This window comes from Streptomyces sp. T12 (assembly GCF_028736035.1).
In the GTDB taxonomy this organism is placed as follows: Bacteria; Actinomycetota; Actinomycetes; order Streptomycetales; family Streptomycetaceae; genus Streptomyces.
In genome coordinates this window covers 3038109-3053812 of record NZ_CP117866.1, presented here as the reverse complement: position 1 = coordinate 3053812, position 15704 = coordinate 3038109, and the positions used below count along the sequence as shown (strand labels likewise).

General features: G+C 72.1%; 13 protein-coding genes. 6 read left to right on the top strand and 7 right to left on the bottom strand.

Annotated features, from left to right (window positions below):
- Window positions 1-17: 17 nt before the first annotated feature.
- Complete coding sequence (locus PBV52_RS13610; protein WP_274238612.1) at window positions 18-437, top strand: organic hydroperoxide resistance protein; 420 nt, start codon at window positions 18-20, stop codon at window positions 435-437.
- A 214-nt stretch (window positions 438-651) separates the two neighbouring features.
- Here the strand turns inward: PBV52_RS13610 and PBV52_RS13605 are convergent, their stop codons facing one another.
- Together PBV52_RS13605 and PBV52_RS13600 are read right to left on the bottom strand one after the other, a co-directional pair.
- Complete coding sequence (locus tag PBV52_RS13605) at window positions 652-1803, bottom strand: serine hydrolase domain-containing protein (RefSeq protein WP_274238611.1); 1152 nt, start codon at window positions 1801-1803, stop codon at window positions 652-654.
- Window positions 1800-4370, bottom strand: coding sequence for a M14 family zinc carboxypeptidase (locus PBV52_RS13600; protein WP_274238610.1), 2571 nt, complete (start codon window positions 4368-4370; stop codon window positions 1800-1802). The genes PBV52_RS13605 and PBV52_RS13600 overlap by 4 nt, the downstream gene beginning before the upstream one ends.
- 185 nt (window positions 4371-4555) lie before the next feature.
- Here PBV52_RS13600 and PBV52_RS13595 point away from each other — a divergent pair, with 185 nt between their 5' ends.
- Together PBV52_RS13595 and PBV52_RS13590 are read left to right on the top strand one after the other, a co-directional pair.
- Window positions 4556-5419 (top strand): hypothetical protein, encoded by an 864-nt coding sequence (locus PBV52_RS13595; RefSeq protein ID WP_274238609.1) that lies wholly within the window; start codon window positions 4556-4558, stop codon window positions 5417-5419.
- 102 nt (window positions 5420-5521) lie between these two features.
- Complete coding sequence (locus tag PBV52_RS13590; protein WP_274238607.1) at window positions 5522-6316, top strand: EI24 domain-containing protein; 795 nt, start codon at window positions 5522-5524, stop codon at window positions 6314-6316.
- Here PBV52_RS13590 and PBV52_RS13585 read toward each other — a convergent pair.
- Window positions 6306-7631: a pyroglutamyl peptidase gene (locus PBV52_RS13585; RefSeq protein ID WP_274238606.1), complete on the bottom strand. Its 1326-nt coding sequence runs from the start codon at window positions 7629-7631 to the stop codon at window positions 6306-6308. The two genes, PBV52_RS13590 and PBV52_RS13585, sit on opposite strands and share 11 nt — an antisense overlap.
- 87 nt (window positions 7632-7718) lie before the next feature.
- The gene (locus tag PBV52_RS13580) at window positions 7719-8660 is read right to left on the bottom strand and encodes a LysR family transcriptional regulator (protein WP_373921860.1); all 942 of its coding nucleotides are present in this window, start codon (window positions 8658-8660) and stop codon (window positions 7719-7721) included.
- Between the two features lie 49 nt (window positions 8661-8709).
- Here PBV52_RS13580 and PBV52_RS13575 point away from each other — a divergent pair, with 49 nt between their 5' ends.
- On the top strand, window positions 8710-9111 hold the full coding sequence (locus tag PBV52_RS13575) for a RidA family protein (protein ID WP_274238604.1): 402 nt from the start codon (window positions 8710-8712) through the stop codon (window positions 9109-9111).
- Between the two features lie 80 nt (window positions 9112-9191).
- On the top strand, window positions 9192-11627 hold the full coding sequence (locus tag PBV52_RS13570) for a glycoside hydrolase family 3 protein (RefSeq protein WP_274238603.1): 2436 nt from the start codon (window positions 9192-9194) through the stop codon (window positions 11625-11627).
- Window positions 11628-11703: 76 nt separating this feature from the next.
- Here the strand turns inward: PBV52_RS13570 and PBV52_RS13565 are convergent, their stop codons facing one another.
- A complete protein-coding gene (locus PBV52_RS13565; RefSeq protein ID WP_274238602.1) occupies window positions 11704-12681 on the bottom strand; it encodes an aldose epimerase family protein in 978 nt (325 codons plus the stop codon).
- A 10-nt stretch (window positions 12682-12691) separates the two neighbouring features.
- On the bottom strand, window positions 12692-13582 hold the full coding sequence (locus PBV52_RS13560) for an SGNH/GDSL hydrolase family protein (protein WP_274249376.1): 891 nt from the start codon (window positions 13580-13582) through the stop codon (window positions 12692-12694).
- Window positions 13583-13838: 256 nt separating this feature from the next.
- Here PBV52_RS13560 and PBV52_RS13555 point away from each other — a divergent pair, with 256 nt between their 5' ends.
- Complete coding sequence (locus tag PBV52_RS13555) at window positions 13839-14333, top strand: DUF3145 domain-containing protein (RefSeq protein ID WP_274238601.1); 495 nt, start codon at window positions 13839-13841, stop codon at window positions 14331-14333.
- Window positions 14334-14412: 79 nt separating this feature from the next.
- Here PBV52_RS13555 and fabF read toward each other — a convergent pair whose 3' ends face one another.
- Window positions 14413-15684 (bottom strand): beta-ketoacyl-ACP synthase II, encoded by a 1272-nt coding sequence (gene fabF, locus PBV52_RS13550; RefSeq protein ID WP_274238600.1) that lies wholly within the window; start codon window positions 15682-15684, stop codon window positions 14413-14415.
- Window positions 15685-15704: the final 20 nt, after the last annotated feature.

The window sequence follows — 15704 nt, the reverse complement described above, 5'->3', positions numbered from 1 at the left end:
GGAGGAGAAGACACCGCATGTCCATCCAGCAGACCGACGTCCTCTACACCGCCGTCGCCACCGCCGAGAACGGCCGCGACGGCCGGGTCGCCACCGACGACGGCCAACTCGACGTCGTAGTGAACCCGCCCAAGGAGATGGGCGGCAGCGGCGCCGGCACCAACCCGGAGCAGCTGTTCGCGGCCGGCTACAGCGCCTGCTTCCAGGGCGCCCTCGGCGTCGTGGCCCGCCAGGAGAAGGCCGACATCTCCGGCTCGACCGTCACCGCGAAGGTCGGCATCGGCAAGAACGACGACGGGTTCGGCATCATCGTCGAGATCTCGGCGCACATCCCGAACGTCGGCACGGAGACCGCGAAGGGGCTCCTCGAGAAGGCCCACCAGGTCTGCCCGTACTCGAAGGCGACCCGCGGCAACATCACCGTGACGCTGGTCTGACACGGGTCGTTGCGTACGGAGGAGGCCGCACCCTTGGACGTAGGGTGCGGCCTCGCCCGCGGCGGGCGGCTGGAAACACCGCCCGCCGCAACGCCCATAGGGGCGCGGGGCTGTGTCGATATGCGGCTCCGCCGCGTGGGCGCGATCAGCCCCCACACGGCCGCACCCGCGATACGACCGCCCCCCCCGAGCTACTAGGCGGAATTGACCGGCATCAGCTCGCCAGCGCAGCCTTGTGCACCGCCCTCACCAACCGCTCGTTCTCCGGCGCCGCCCCGCCAGGGAAGGCGCAACGCCGCCGCGTGTAGCCGTAGGCGAGCCCGCTGCGCGGATCCGCGAACGCCTGCGAACCGCCGGCCCCGCTGTGGCCGAAGGCCCCCGCGCCCAGGAACGGGTACCAGGTGTCGGAGACCGCCTGGAAGCCGAGCCCGAAGGATTTGTGCGTCCGGGCCACCAGGTCGTACCCGGTCGAATGGATCTGGCCGACCTCGGCGATCGTGTCCGGCTTCAGCAGCGGCGGCCGTCCGTCGACCTCGCTGATCGCCGCCGCGTACATCCCGGCGAGCCCGCGCGCGGCCGCGACCCCGCCCGCCGAGGCGGGCCCCTTGGCGCGCACCGTACGGGAGTTGGCGTGGTCCACCAGCTCGCCCGGGTTCGGGACATGCGTGTTGAAGGCGATCGAGGCCAGCGTGTGCGGCCCCCTCGGCACCGAGTCCAGCACCGCCTGCTGCTCCGGCGTCGGGGCCATCGGCTGCACGGAGCGGTAACGGGGCTCCAGCTCCTCGGGCAGCCCGAGGTGGAAGTCCAGGCCGTACGGCGCCCGCACCCGCTCCTCGTACACCTCCCGGAGCGAACGGCCCGTGGCCCGCCGTACGACCTCGCCGGTGAGCGCGCCGATGACCAGCGCGTGGTAGCCGAAGGCCGTGCCGGGGCGCCAGAACGGCCGCTGGTCCGCGAGCCGTTCGGCGATGGCGGCATCGTCGGCCAGCTCGTCCTCGGTGAACCCGGCGTCGAGCCCGATCAGCCCCGCACGGTGCGCGAGCAGATCGCGCAGTGTCAGTCCGCCCTTGCCCTCGGCTGCGAACTCCGGCCAGTAGTACGTCACCTTGCGGTCCAGCTCCAGCGTGCCCTCCTGCACGAGAAGCGCGACCACGAGGTGAGCGGCGCCCTTGGTGGAGGAGAAAACGCCGTACAGGGAGTCGGCCGCGCAGCCGTCACCGGTCCACAGGTCGACGACCCTGCGGCCTCGCACATACGCGCACAACTGCCCTTCGTAGTCGGGCAGTTCCCCGGCCACGAACGCGGCGAACTCCTCGCGCGCCTCCTCGAAGCCGTCCGCGACGGTTCCGTGGATCTCCTGCGTCATCCGCTCTCCTCACCTGAGCCGCTTGCCTGTGCCATGGCGAACAACGCCCGTCCGACCTGGGCGAATTCCCCCTTCGGATGATCCCGGAAGAGCGGCTCGGTGCCGAACAGCACGGCCCGCGGGCCGCTGATCACCGAGGCCTGCCCCGCCGCGTCCGCGGGGCCGCCGGAGCCGTCCTGCGAGGGCCGCCAGTGCCCGGAGACGAGCGGGTTCCCGGTCGCGTACGCCTGCTCGACCCGCACCTTCGGCCCGAGATCGGTGAACCACACCGGCGCGTACACGAAGCCGTGCTCCGGGGCGCCACCCATCAGGACACCGCCCGAATTCACCACGCGCACCACGCCGTTGGCGTCCCCGTTGCCCTCGACCGGCTTCGCGGCCAGCAGCCCGGCCGCCGAGTTGAGCGCGGCACCCGTGGCACCGCGGCCGACCAGACCGTGCCCGTCGAGGAAGGCGTCCAGGGCCGCACGGGCGTCGGCGTCCAGGTCGTCGCGGTCGAGCCCCGCCGACACGAACAGCACATCCACCGCCGACCAGTCGAACCCGGCGTTCAGCACCTCCGTCGAGACCGGCGTGACCTCGAAGTTCATCTCCCGCAGCGCGAACAGCTCACCCGCCGTGACGGCCGCGGCGACGCGGGTGCGGTGCAGCGGGGCGGTGCCGGTGAGCCTCGTCGCGTGGAAGGCGACGTCGTACGCGCGGGCGGCCTCCACGGCCTGCCGGCGTGCCGAGCCCGGCACGATCGCGCTGCCGTCGGCCGCGCGGCGCACCTCGACGCCTTGGCGCAGCAGGGAGTTGAGGGCGGCGACCTCGTTCGGGTCGCCGAGCCGCAGCCGGAGATCGCCGCGCTGGGCGACGTACGCGACGGAGGCCGCCGCACGGACCGGGCGCAGGACACCGCCGTACGGCATCCGCGGCAGGGTCTCCACCGCCGCGCCCCACAGCCGGCCGAGGCTCCAGCCCGAGATGTCGTACATCACCGAGACCTTGTCGCTGATGTCCCGCCCGTCCGCGAGAAGCGCGTTGGCGAGCCCGCGCTTGGGCTGGTGCATGTCGACGACGTACGAGCCCTTGGGGTACGTCCGTCCGCCCAGCCGGAAGGGGCGGCTCGCGCGGGTGACCCGTACGTCATTGACGAGGAGGTGGTCGACGAGCCGGGCGGAGGCGGTTCCTGCCGCCGGGATGACGTACGCGCGTGGGAAGGTGGTCGTGTAGACGTCCTCGGGGCCGATGCCGGGGACGCCCGGGACGGTCTCGGGCGACACCGGCACCTGCGCGGCGCCTGTGGCCCCCCGCCGGAAGACCTCGATCTGGTCGGCGACGAGCGAGGCGCGCTTCGACCGCACGAAGTCGAGGGTGGCGCGCAGGGCGGCCCCGGCGACGTCGACGTTGATCGCGGACCGGCGGCGCAGCTCGGGGACCGGCAGGGTGTCGTACGCGGTGTTGTTCACCGCCATCGGGATCTCCACCGTGTGCGCGGCGACCGTGCCGTGGAAGGCCGCGTACTGCGGGGTGAAGATCGGCGGCCAGTCGTCCCAGCCCTCCTCCTGGTCGCGGAAGGGGATCTGGGCGGGCTCGACGCCGTCCTTCGCGGGCGTGTAGCCGAGGCCGTTGACGGCGGCCTCCATGCCGAGGGCGCCCGCGTAGGTGTTCTTCAGGAAGAGGTCGTACTCGTAGTTCTCGCCGTGCGGGGGAGTGGTGGGTTCGATGAGGGTGCCGTTGACGTAGCCGTGCAGATCGAGCATGACGGCCGGCTGCTTGACGGTCATGATCTGCCGCATCGCCCGCACCTCGGGCTGCGAGGCGGTGACGAAGTCCCGGTTCATGTCGAAGCCGTTCGCGTTCGTGCGCGTGCCCGCGATACGGCCGTCCGGGTTCGCGGTGATGTTGAAGTACAGGCGGCTGTGGGCGAGCAGGTCGCGTGTGCCCGCGTCCTTGGCGGTGGCCAGCTGCTCGATGAGCTTCAGGGAGGCGTCGGTGCCCTCCCACTCGTTGCCGTGGATGTTGTTGTTGAAGAAGACCGGGGTCTTGTACGTCCGCTTGATCTCCGGGGACTTGGCGGCGACGGCGGGCGCGTTCTCGATGAGCTCGCGCATACGCGCCTGCGTGCGGGCCTGGCGGGCGGTCTCCGGGGCGGTGACGGTGACGAGGTAGAGCCGGTGCCCGCCGGCCGAGCGGCCCGCGACCTCGACGCTCACCCGGTCGCCGGAGGACTGCAGGGCGTTCAGCTTCGGCGCGATGCCGTGGTACGGGGTGAGGCCCAGCTTGATGGACTTGTCGGCCGGGTTCTCGGGGTCGGGGGTGAGGACCTGCCGGCGGGGGTAGCCGCGGCCGTCGTCGGCGATCGCCGCGGAGGCCGCTTCGGAAGACGCCTCGGCTGTGCCGAGGGCCCGGCGGGCGGTGCTCGCGGGTGTCCGCGCCGCCTGCTGGTCGAGCGCGGCCTCGCGGTGCGGGGGTTCGGGGTCTGCGACGGCGGTCGGCGGGGTGAGGAGCAGGGAGCCCGCCGTGGTGAGGGTGAGGGCGGTGATCAGAACGGGTCTCGCGGGAACGGTTCTCGTCGTGCGCACGCGTACCTCCTCCGGAACTTCCTGAGATCGGTACGGCGAGGTGTACCTGTTCGACTCAACCGCAACAAGAGGGAGTTGGTGTCACGGATGCCCCGGATACCCCGGATGGCCCATGCGAGGGCCCGCGAAGGGGGCATCCTGAGGGCGCCGGGCAGGTGACGCACGACCACGAGGGAAGAGGGCCCATGGCAACGATCCCTTCGCTCCCCAGCAGGGACGACGTACTCCGCATGGCACGCAGCACGACCGACATCACCGGCCAACTCCTGGACACGGCCACAAACATCACCCGCATCGCCATCAACACCTTCAACCCGAGGGACGGATCGGGAGCCGAGGTTCTGCGCGTGCTGCGGCAGACCACCGCCGAACTGGCCGAGGCGAGCGCCTCCCCGCAGGCCCAGGAGGCCTTCTACCGCATCGTCGAGACCCTCACCCGTCTCGGCACCAGCGGGGCACCCCTCGCGGTCCACCCGGTGAGCGAACCGGCGCAGGCCCTGCTCACGGCCCTGGGCGACAGCCTGCTCCCGGTGCTGGACGCGGTGGAGCCGGCGGTGGAGGAGTTCGCGGCGGCGCTCGGCGAACTGGTCGAGGCGACCTCACCCCTGCTGCCGGCGACGGCGGGCGTCGCCGCGGGCGCGCTGCTGGCGCTGACCCCGTTGCTCCGTTCGGCGGCGGAGGTCCTGCGCGAGTCGTCCCCCGAACTCCGCCGAATCGCGGACGCGTTGACCGCCGCGCTGGCCCCGCTGATGCCGCTTCAGGTGGCCCTGGCCGAACGCGCGGCCGCCGCCGGCGCGAACGTCGTCCGCGTGACCCTCCCACCCCTCGCCGACCTCACGGAGGCAGCGGCGGCCACCACGAAGGCGGCCCGCCCGGCCCTGATCGCCGGAGAGGAACTCCTGGTGACCGGGCTGGAACGGCTGCAGCCCGTGCTGCTGGCCGGGGCGTCGCGCGCGGGGCGGGTGGCTCGGGCGGTGGCGGTACGGGTGTCGGCGGCGGTGTCGCCGGCGGCGGAGCGGGGGGTTGTGGTGACGGTGACGCAGGTGTGAGGGCCGCGGTGACCGGGCGTCGCGGGTGACCGGGCGTCGCGGTGACCCGGCGCCGAAGTGACCGTGACTCGGGTGTGACAAGCCCCGACTAGAGTTCGCTGCATGCGCGATCTTGGGACCGGGTTCAGGTATCTCCTCCAGGGCCAGCGGTGGGTGGCCCGGCACGGCAAGCAGTACGAGTTCGGGCTGATCCCCGGCCTGATCGCCCTGGTGCTCTACGCGGCCGCACTGGTCGCGCTCGCGATCTGGGGCGAGGACTTCGTGTCCTGGTCGACGCCGTTCGCCGACGACTGGTCGAGCCCCTGGCAGCGCCTGTTCCGCGGCTTCCTCACCGCCGTCCTGTTCGCCCTCGGCCTGCTCCTCTCCGTCGTCACCTTCACCGCGGTCACGCTCCTGATCGGCCAGCCCTTCTACGAGAACCTCTCCGAGAAGGTCGACCGGGACGTCTCCCCGGACGGCACGGCCCCCGAGTCGGGCCTGCCGCTCTGGCGCGAGCTGTGGATCTCGGGCCGCGACAGCCTGCGGGTCGTGCTGCGCGCCGCCGTGTGGGGCGTGCTGCTCTTCGCCCTCGGTTTCATCCCGGTCGTCGGCCAGACGGTCGTACCGGTGATCGGCGTCGTCGTCACCGGCTTCTTCCTCACCGAGGAGCTCACGGCGGTCGCCCTCCAGCGTCGCCGCGTCGAACTCCGCGACCGCCTCGCCACGCTCCGCTCCCGCAAGATGCTGGTGTGGGGCTTCGGTACGCCCCTCGCCGCGGCCTTCCTGGTGCCGTTCGTCGCGGTGTTCCTGATGCCGGGCGCGGTCGCGGGCGCCACCCTCATGGCGCGGGAGCTGCTGGGTGAGGAGACCCAGGAGGAAGCGGCGCCCGCGCCCGACTCCGAGACCGTCAGCCGGTGACCGGGCTGCCCGCCGCCACCTTCAGGATCGTGCGCACCTGGGCGATGATGTCCAGCCGGTTCCGTACGAACTCGGGGTCGGTCACCGACCCCGTCGCCGGGTCGGTGTTGCCGGTCCCGAACTGCAGCACCGGCGTGTGCACATGCCCGCCCGGCAGCACGTCGTGCAGCCCCAGCCGGTCCCGGAGCAGCGTCGCCCGGTAGGCGATCTCGTTGGACAGATAGTCCCCGCCGCCCCCGGCCCGCGCGGTCGAGCCGGGCGTCGGCCCGTCGGGGCGCACGACGGCCTGCGTGCCGCCCGCCGGGATCTCGGTCACGCTCGTGTTGTCGTACACGGGGAAGCGCCCCGTGTTCGCGGCGACGATCTCCTTGTACGGCAGGGTCGTCGACGTCCACTGCGGCTGCGAGGCCGGGTCGGCGACGGGGATGGTCTCGGTGCGGCCGATGTTGTCGTTGTCCCCGAAGCCGCCCCGCCAGGCCCCGTTGGTCCGCTCGACGTCGAACCGCCCGACGCGCCCCTGGCTCACGGTCGTGAACAGATCGACCTGCTTCAGATACGGCCGCAGCGTCCGCTCCACCGTGCCGTCGGCGAAGTCCTGCCAGCGCACCGGGAACACGGCGGTCTCCACCCGCGCCGGACCGTCCGCCGTCTCGATCACCGTGCCGTCCAGGGCGAGCGCGGTGGCGCCGGACGGGTTGGAGATGCGGATGTCCCGGTCGAGGGTGAAGGGATCGAACCCGGTGACCAGGATCCGCCGGATACCGCTGACTCCGCCGACCGCGTGGTCGCCGTGCGGGTAGCGGATTTCGGTCTGTCCGCGCGAGCCCCGTTCCAGCGCGTCGAGCAGCGCGGACCGTTGGGTCTCGCTCAACCCGAACTCCGGCTCCCACGTGCGCACGTCCCGCGTCATCGACAGCCGCGCCCAGTACAGCGGCCGATCGTCGTCCCGGCTCAGGCCCACCCGTCGCCCACCACCACCCTTATGAGGAAGCGCTTCGCGCCTATTTGATTCCGCCGGCCCCCGCCCCTGCGCCCGGTCGACGGCCCTCCGCCACAGTGCCGATCCCTCGCGCACGACGACGCGGCGGGCCTGCGCGTAGGAGTTCGCGGCACCGAGATCGCGGGTGAACTCCGTTGCCAGGGCGTCGAATCCGGAGCGGCGCAGGATCTCCTGGGGGACCGGCTCGCCGAGGCGCTGTTCCTCGACGGTCGGCGCGGGCGCCGCCTCGGCGGCGGCAGCCCCGGTCGTGGGAGCCGAGAGGCCGGCCAGCAGGGCCAGTCCGAGGACGCCGGTGCGAACGCGTAGGGAATTCAAGGGAGTTCCGGTCCTTCCGTCACGGTGGGGGGTGAGGCGGTGCGTGCGTCGTGCGGGACGCCGGAAGTATCCCGTGACGGGAGTGGTCTACGCCATGGTGTGGGGAATCTTCGCCGCCGCCTCCCGCAGCGCCCCCACGAACGCCGCCACGGCCGGAGCCGGCGACCGCCCCCGCACGGTAGCCGCGTACACCGCCCGCGCCGGGGCCCCCTCGTCCAGCACCGGCAGCAGCGCGACGTCCGGTCGCACGGACGCGGCGGCCAGCGCCGGGACCAGGGCCACGCCGAGGCCGGCGGCGACGTACCCCTGCTTGGCGGTCCACTCGCCGACGACGTGCGCCACGCGCGGCCGAAAGCCCTGCCGCAGGGCCGCGTCGAGGAGCGTGCCCTCGGGGCGGGCACTGCCGGAGATCCAGTCGGCGTCGGCGAGTTGGCCGAGTCGGACCGGGCCGCGCCCGGCCAACGGATCGCCGGAGCGGACGGCGACGTACAGGCACTCGTCGAGGAGGTGGTGGAGCTCGAACGTCTCCAGGGGTGCCCGGCCCGTCGTCGAGACCACCGCCAGATCGAGATGGCCCGCACCGAGCCGGTCCAGGAGGCCTGGTGTGAAGCCCTCCTCGCGGCTGACCAGGACCTCGGGGTGCCGGGCGCGGAAGGCGCCGAGGGCGAGCGGCACCAGCGCCGCGTCCGCCGTGGCGAAGGCCCCGAACCGCAGCCGCCCGCCGGCGACTTCGCGCAGCGCGACCAGCTCACGCACGGCCCCGTGCAGCGACTCGGCGACGGCTTCGGCATACGGCACGAGAGTCCGCCCGGCCTCGGTGAGCCGTACGCCACGCGGTAGCCGGTCGAAGAGCGGTGCGCCGCCCAACGCCCCCTCCAGCGAGGCGATCTGGCGCGACACCGCCGACTGGGTCCACCCCAGCGTCCGCGCGGCCACCGTGAACGACCCATGCCGGGCGACTTCCAGGAACGCCCTCAGCCACACGGTGGACACCTCGGGGAACTCATGCTGATTCGGCATGGCAGCCATGCTGGACATTCGCTTGTCGCATCTCAAGTGCGGACCTAGCGTCGACGGCATGCAGATCACCCTCGACAACCCGCCTTCCGCACCCCAGCCCCTCAGCCCGTACTACTCCCAGGTCGCCCGCGTCGAACACGCCGACGGCGGCGCCCTGTTGTTCCTCTCCGGGCAGATCGCGCAGGGCGCCACCGTCGCCCAGCAGACCCGCGGCATCTTCGAGACGATCGCCGCGCTGCTCAAGGCCCACGGGGCCGAGTTCTCGGACGTCATCAACATCCGCACCTGCCTCACCGACATCGGCACGCTGGACGAATACGGCACCGTACGGCGGCAGTTCCTCACCGGCACCCCGCCCACCAGCATGACCTTCGAGGTGCCGAGGCTCTTCCGGCCGGAGGCCCTCGTGGAGGTGGAGGTCGTCGCCGCGGTCAGCCCACGTTCTCGCCCAGCAGCCTGAGGAAGCTTGCGGTTTCGAGTCCTTCGCGGTGACCTAGGAAGCATTGAGACGTGTAAGTGACTCAGCGAGGAGGCACCGCGATGGCGGGAACCCGCACCCAGGCCGACGAAGCGCGCGAGGCGGTCGTCGAGGCCGCCCTCGCCGGGCTCGACCTCGACGCGAAGGCACGGCTGCTCTCCGGCCAGGACATGTGGACGCTGCCCGCGCTCCCCGAGATCGGCCTGAAGTCCCTCGTCATGTCCGACGGCCCGATCGGCGTCCGGGGCGTGCGCTGGACCGCCGACGACCCGTCCGTCGCGCTGCCCTCGCCCACCGCCCTCGCCGCCACCTGGGACCCCGAACTCGCCCGCAGGGCAGGGGTGCTGCTCGCCCAGGAGGCCCGCCGCAAGGGCGTGCACGTGCTGCTCGCGCCCACCGTCAATCTCCATCGCTCCCCGCTCGGCGGCCGCCACTTCGAGGCCTACAGCGAGGACCCGTATCTGACGGGCACGATCGGCGCGGGTTATGTGAACGGCGTCCAGTCCGGCGGGGTCGGCACCACGGTCAAGCACTTCGTCGCCAACGACGCCGAGACCGACCGCTTCACCGTGAACAACACCGTGAGCGAACGCGCCCTGCGGGAGCTGTACCTGGCGCCCTTCGAGATCATCGTCGAGAACGCCCACCCCTGGGGCATCATGACCGCCTACAACACGGTCAACGGCACGACGATGACCGAGCACCACTACCTCGTGAACGAGGTCCTGCGCGGCGAATGGGGCTTCGACGGCTACAACGTCTCCGACTGGATGGCCGCCCGGTCGACGAAGGGCGCCATCGAGGGCGGCCTCGACGTCGCCATGCCGGGCCCGCAGACCGTCTACGGCGAGCCCCTGGCCCAGGCGGTACGGGACGGGAAGGTGGCCGAGGCCAAGGTCGACGACGCCGTACGCAACGTCCTGCGGCTCGCCGCCCGCGTCGGCATCCTGGAGGGTGCCGAGCCCGTCGTCACCGAGCACCCCGAGGCCGTTGACGGCATCGCGCTGGCCCGCGAGATCGCCCGCCGCTCCTTCGTCCTGGTCCGCAACCAGGGCGCCCTCCCGCTCAGGCCGAACGGCACGGTCGCGCTCATCGGCGCCGCCGCCCGCGACGCCCGCGTCCTCGGCGGCGGCTCGGCCACCGTCTTCCCCGACCGGATCGTCTCCCCGCTCGACGGCCTCACCGCCGCCCTCCCCGAGGGGGCCCTCACCTACGCCGTCGGCGCCGACCCGAACACCGAACTCGCCGTCGCCGACAAGGGCTTCGAGCTGCGGGCCGTGTGCCGGGACGACGGGGGGAACGTCCTCGGCACCGGCTCCGCCCCGTGCGGCCAGATCCAGTGGATGGGTTCGGACCTTCCCGAAGGCGTCACCCACGACACCCTCCACACCGTCGAGCTGACCGGCACCTTCACCCCGCGCGACACCGGCCCCCACACCTTCGGCATCAAGGGCATCGGCGCCTTCCGGCTCACCATCGACGGCACGACGTACTACGACGGCGTCCAGCGTCCCGAGAAGGACGACCCCTTCATCACCTTCTTCGGCGCCCCCGTCTCCCGCGCCCGACCCGAACTCACCGCCGGCCGGCCGGTCGAGGTCTGCCTCACCCACGTCGTGGAGTTCCCCGAGGACATCCCGATGGAGGTCGTCGCCTTCACACTCGCCCACCAGGAGCCCCGGCGCGACCCCGACGAGCTGATCGCCGAGGCCGTCGAGGCCGCCCGGAACGCCGACACCGCCGTCGTCGTGGTCGCCACCACCGACCGCGTCGAGTCCGAGGGCTTCGACCGCAGGGACCTGACGCTGCCCGGCCGCCAGGACGACCTGGTCCGCGCCGTCGCCGCCGCCAACCCCCACACCGTCGTGATCGTCAACTCCGGCTCCCCGGTGGAGCTGCCGTGGCGCGAGGACGTCGCCGCCGTCCTGCTGAGCTGGTTCCCCGGCCAGGAGGGCGGCGCGGCCCTGGCGGACGTCCTCACGGGCGCGCACGAGCCGGGCGGCCGACTGCCCACCACATGGGGCTCCCTGACCGACGCCCCGGTCAGCCAGGTCGTCCCGTCGGGCGGCGAACTCCCGTACGCCGAAGGCGTCTTCATCGGCTACCGCGCCTGGGAGAAGGAGGGCAGGGCCCCGTCGTACCCCTTCGGGCACGGCCTCGGCTACACCGACTGGACGTACGAGTCCGTCAAGGTCGAGGGGAGCACGGTCACGGTCCGCGTCCGCAACTCCGGCGAGCGCGCGGGGCGCGAGGTCGTGCAGGTCTACGTCGCGCCGACCGAGCCCGACACCGGCCGTCCGGCGCGCCTGCTGGCCGGTTTCGCGGGGGTGGAGGCGGGGCCGGGGGAGACGGCCGAGGCGGTGGTCGCACTCCCGCGCCGTGCCTTCGAGACGTGGGACGAGACGACCAATTCGTGGACCCGTGTGAAGGGTTCGTACGAGATCCAGGCCGCTCGCTCGATCTCCGACCGCCGGGTGACGGCGACCATTAACGTCTGATCCGGGAGAAGTACCCAGGAACAGCCCCGGTCCAGGACCCTGACACCTGGACCGGGGCTCGCCTGCGTCGCGGCGCTCAGCGCACCGAGAAGCCGTACACCGTCTCCGAGCGGTACACCTCGCCCGGCCGCAGCACGGTGCTCGGGAACTCCGGCCGGTTCGGGGAGTCGGGGAAGTGCTGGGTCTCCAGCGCGATGCCGTCGCCCGGGGCGAAGGGCTCGCTCAGGTGGTCGGCGGTGTAGAGCTGGAGGCCGGGCTCGGTGGTCGCCACCGTCAGCGCCCGCCCGGTCGACGGGTCGTGGAGCTCGGCGACCTCCTCCGCGCTCGCCGTCACCCCCTTGTCGAGCACGAAGTTGTGGTCGTACCCCGCTCCCACCTTCCGCGCCTCGCGGAAGTCGAAGCGGGTCCCCGCGACCTCGTCCAGGGAGCCGGTCGGGATGAGATCCGCGTCGACCGGAGTGAACCGGGAAGCGGCCAGCCGCAGTTCATGACCGCCCGCGTTGCCGGACTCGGCCCCGGCGAGGTTGAAGTAGCTGTGGTTGGTCAGGTTCACCACGGTCGGCGCGTCCGTCACCGCCTTGTACGCGATCCGCAGCGCGCCGTCGGCTTCCAGGGTGTAGGTCGCCGAGACCTCCAGCCGCCCCGGGAAGCCCTCCTCGCCATGCGGGCTGACCCGGCTGAGCCGCACACCGTGCTCGACCGGCGTGGCGTCCCACACACGCTTGTCGAAGCCGCGCTCGCCGCCGTGCAGGGAGTTGGGGGCGTTGTTGGGATCGAGCGCGTACGTCAGGCCGTCCAGCGGGAAGCGGCCGCCCGCGATCCGGTTGGCGTACCGCCCGATGAGGGCGCCCAAATAGGGCCCCGGGTGGGACAGGTAACCGTCCAGGTCGGCGAACCCCAGCACCACGTTCGCCGCGCGCCCGTCGCGGTCCGGCACCTGAAGCGACTGCACGATGCCGCCGTACGACAGGACGCGTACCCGTACGCCCGCGCGCTCCAGGGTCCAGCGGTGGACCCGGGTGCCGTCGGAAAGTGTGCCGAAGTGTTCGCTCATGAGCGAAACACTAGTTCGTGACCGTCCGGTAGGCGATCTCGGCCAGTCGCGCCTGACCGTCCACGCTCGGGTGGAACCAGTCCCACTGGCTCAGCTGCTCGGCGCCGAAGCGGAACTCGTACACCGCGCCGTCGTCGAACCGGCACCGGCGGTCCTTCGCACAGACCTCCCGAAGCACCTTGTTGTACGCCTCGACCCGCTCCTGCACCGTCTCGCGCCGCTGGTTCGCCGTCGTGGTGAGGGAGTCGGGGTCGCTCAGCATCGACGGGCAGATGCCGAGCTTCCACACCTGCTTGCTCAGCGGGTTCGTACGGCCCTGCTCCCACAGCCGCATCAGATCCGGCACGCTCGCGACATACACCTGGGCCTTCGGCAGCGCGTCCCGCAGTGTGCCCAGGGCGTCCTCGAACTGCGTCCGGAAATCGGCCACCGAGGTCATCGCGGTGGTCGTGTCCCGGCAGGCGTCGTTCGCCCCCGCCATCACCGTCACCAGCTCCGGCTCGCGCCGCACCGCCTGGGCCATCTGCCCGGCCACGTCCGCCATCCGCGCCCCGGTCACGGCGTAGTTCCAGCTGTGCCGGCCCGCCTTCGCCTTCCCCAGCAGGCGTACGGCGAGACTGTCGACCTGCGCACTGCTGCCGGTCGCCCACGAGACCTCGGGGCAGTCCGACAGGACCGTACAGGCGTCGAAACCGGTGGTGATGGAGTCGCCCACCGCCGCGATCGAGGCGGGGCTGCGGTCCCAGGCCGGGGTCGGCTTCGGCGACGGGCGCGCGCTCCGCGCGTCGGTGCCGGACGGTGCCGGGGAGTTGCCCCCGACGGCGTCACAGCCGGCGACGCCCAGCACAGCCGCGGTCACGGCGGCGAAGACAGCCCGTGCCACGTGCCGTCGCTTCCGCATGCCCTGGTCCATCCCCTCGTTCGTCCCCGTCATGGTTTCCAACCAATAACAACGCACGAGGGTTCCCGCCCGTCTCATGCAACGGCTCACACCCGTACAAGCGTCCTGGCGGGTGAATGGCGGGCGTTTCGCGGCACCGGGACCGACGGTACGTCACACTCCTTGCGCCGCCGCACGGTAGCCTCGCCATCAACGTGGCTGCCCGGCCACTGCCGTCCGCCAGTTCGCAAGATGTCCGCTCTGCCCGGAGGTCCCGGTGACGACACGTGGAGTTCTGTACGTGCACTCCGCGCCGCGCGCGTTGTGCCCGCACGTCGAGTGGGCCGTCGCCGGCGTGCTCGGCACGCGCGTCAACCTCGACTGGATCCGGCAGCCCGCCGCGCCCGGCACCTGGCGCTCGGAGTTCTCCTGGCAGGGCGAGGTGGGCACGGCGTCCAAGCTGGCGTCGGCCCTGCGCGGCTGGCACCTGCTGCGCTTCGAGGTCACGGCCGAACCCTGCGCCACCGCCGAGGGCGAGCGCTACAGCTGCACCCCCGACCTGGGCATCTTCCACGCGGTCACCGGCATCCACGGCGACATCCTGATCCCCGAGGACCGCCTGCGCGCGGCCCTGACACGCTCTCAGCGCGGTGAGACGGACCTGGAGGCCGAGATCGCCAAGCTCCTCGGCAAGCCGTGGGACGACGAGTTGGAGCCGTTCAGGTACGCGGGCGAGGGAGCGCCGGTGCGCTGGTTGCACCAGGTGGTCTGAAGCTCGACCAGGTGACTTGAACACGTGAAGGGCCCCCACCTTTCGAGGTGGGGGCCCTTCACGTACGTATGGATGCTTCTCAGATCGTCCTGAACGCCAGCACCACGTTGTGCCCGCCGAACCCGAACGAGTCGTTCAGCGCGGCGATACGGCCCTCGACGGGCAGCTTGCGCGCCTCGCCACGGACGACGTCGGCATTCGCCTCGGCCTCGGGGTCGAGGTTCTCGACGTTGATGGTCGGCGGAGCCACCCGGTGGTACAGCGCGAGCACCGTGGCCACGGTCTCCACACCGCCCGCACCGCCCAGCAGGTGCCCGGTCATCGACTTGGTCGCGGACACCGCCATGTGGTCGGCGTCGTCGCCGAACACCTTCCGCAGCGCCTTGAGCTCGGCGATGTCACCGGCCGGCGTCGACGTCGCGTGCGCGTTGACGTGCACGATCTCCGCCGGGTCCAGGTCGTTGCGGTCCAGCAGGTTCTGCAGGGCCTGCGAGATGCCCCGCCCCTCCGGCTCGGGCTGCACGATGTCGTGGGCGTCGGCGGAGATGCCCTGCCCGACCGCCTCGGCGTACACGCGGGCACCGCGCTTCGCGGCGTGCTCGGCGGACTCCAGGACGACGACACCGGCGCCCTCACCGAGGACGAAGCCGTCACGGCCGACGTCGTAGGGACGCGACGCGCCCTGCGGGTCGTCGTTGTTCTTGGACATCGCCATCATGTTGCCGAACGCGGCGATCGGCAGCGGATGGATCGCCGCCTCCGTGCCACCCGCGACGACGATGTCGGCGCGGCCCGTGCGGATCATCTCGATGGCGTAGCCGATGGCCTCGGCACCCGACGCACACGCGGAGACCGGCGTGTGCACGCCCGCGCGGGCGCCCACGGCCAGACCCACGTTGGCGGAGGGGCTGTTCGGCATCAGCATCGGGACGGTGTGCGGGGAGACGCGGCGAACGCCCTTCTCCTTGAGCACGTCGTACTGGTCGAGCAGCGTCGTCACGCCACCGATGCCGGAGGCGATGACCGCACCGAGGCGGTCGGGGTCGACGCTGGTGTCCTCGCCGGCCTTCGCCTCGAACCCGGCGTCCTTCCAGGCCTCCTGGGCGGCGATCAGCGCGAACTGCGCCGAGCGGTCCAGTCGGCGGGCCTGCGGCCGCGGGATGACCTCGGTCGGCTCCACGGCGACCGGCGCGGCGATACGGACCGCCTGCTCGGCGGCCCAGTCCTGCTCCAGGGGCTTGACGCCGGAACGTCCGGCGATCAGGCCCTCCCAGGTAGAGGCTGCGTCGCCACCCAGCGGTGTGGTTGCGCCGATACCGGTGACGACCACGGTGCGATTGGTCGGGCTCACGGGAATTCTTTCTCCAACGG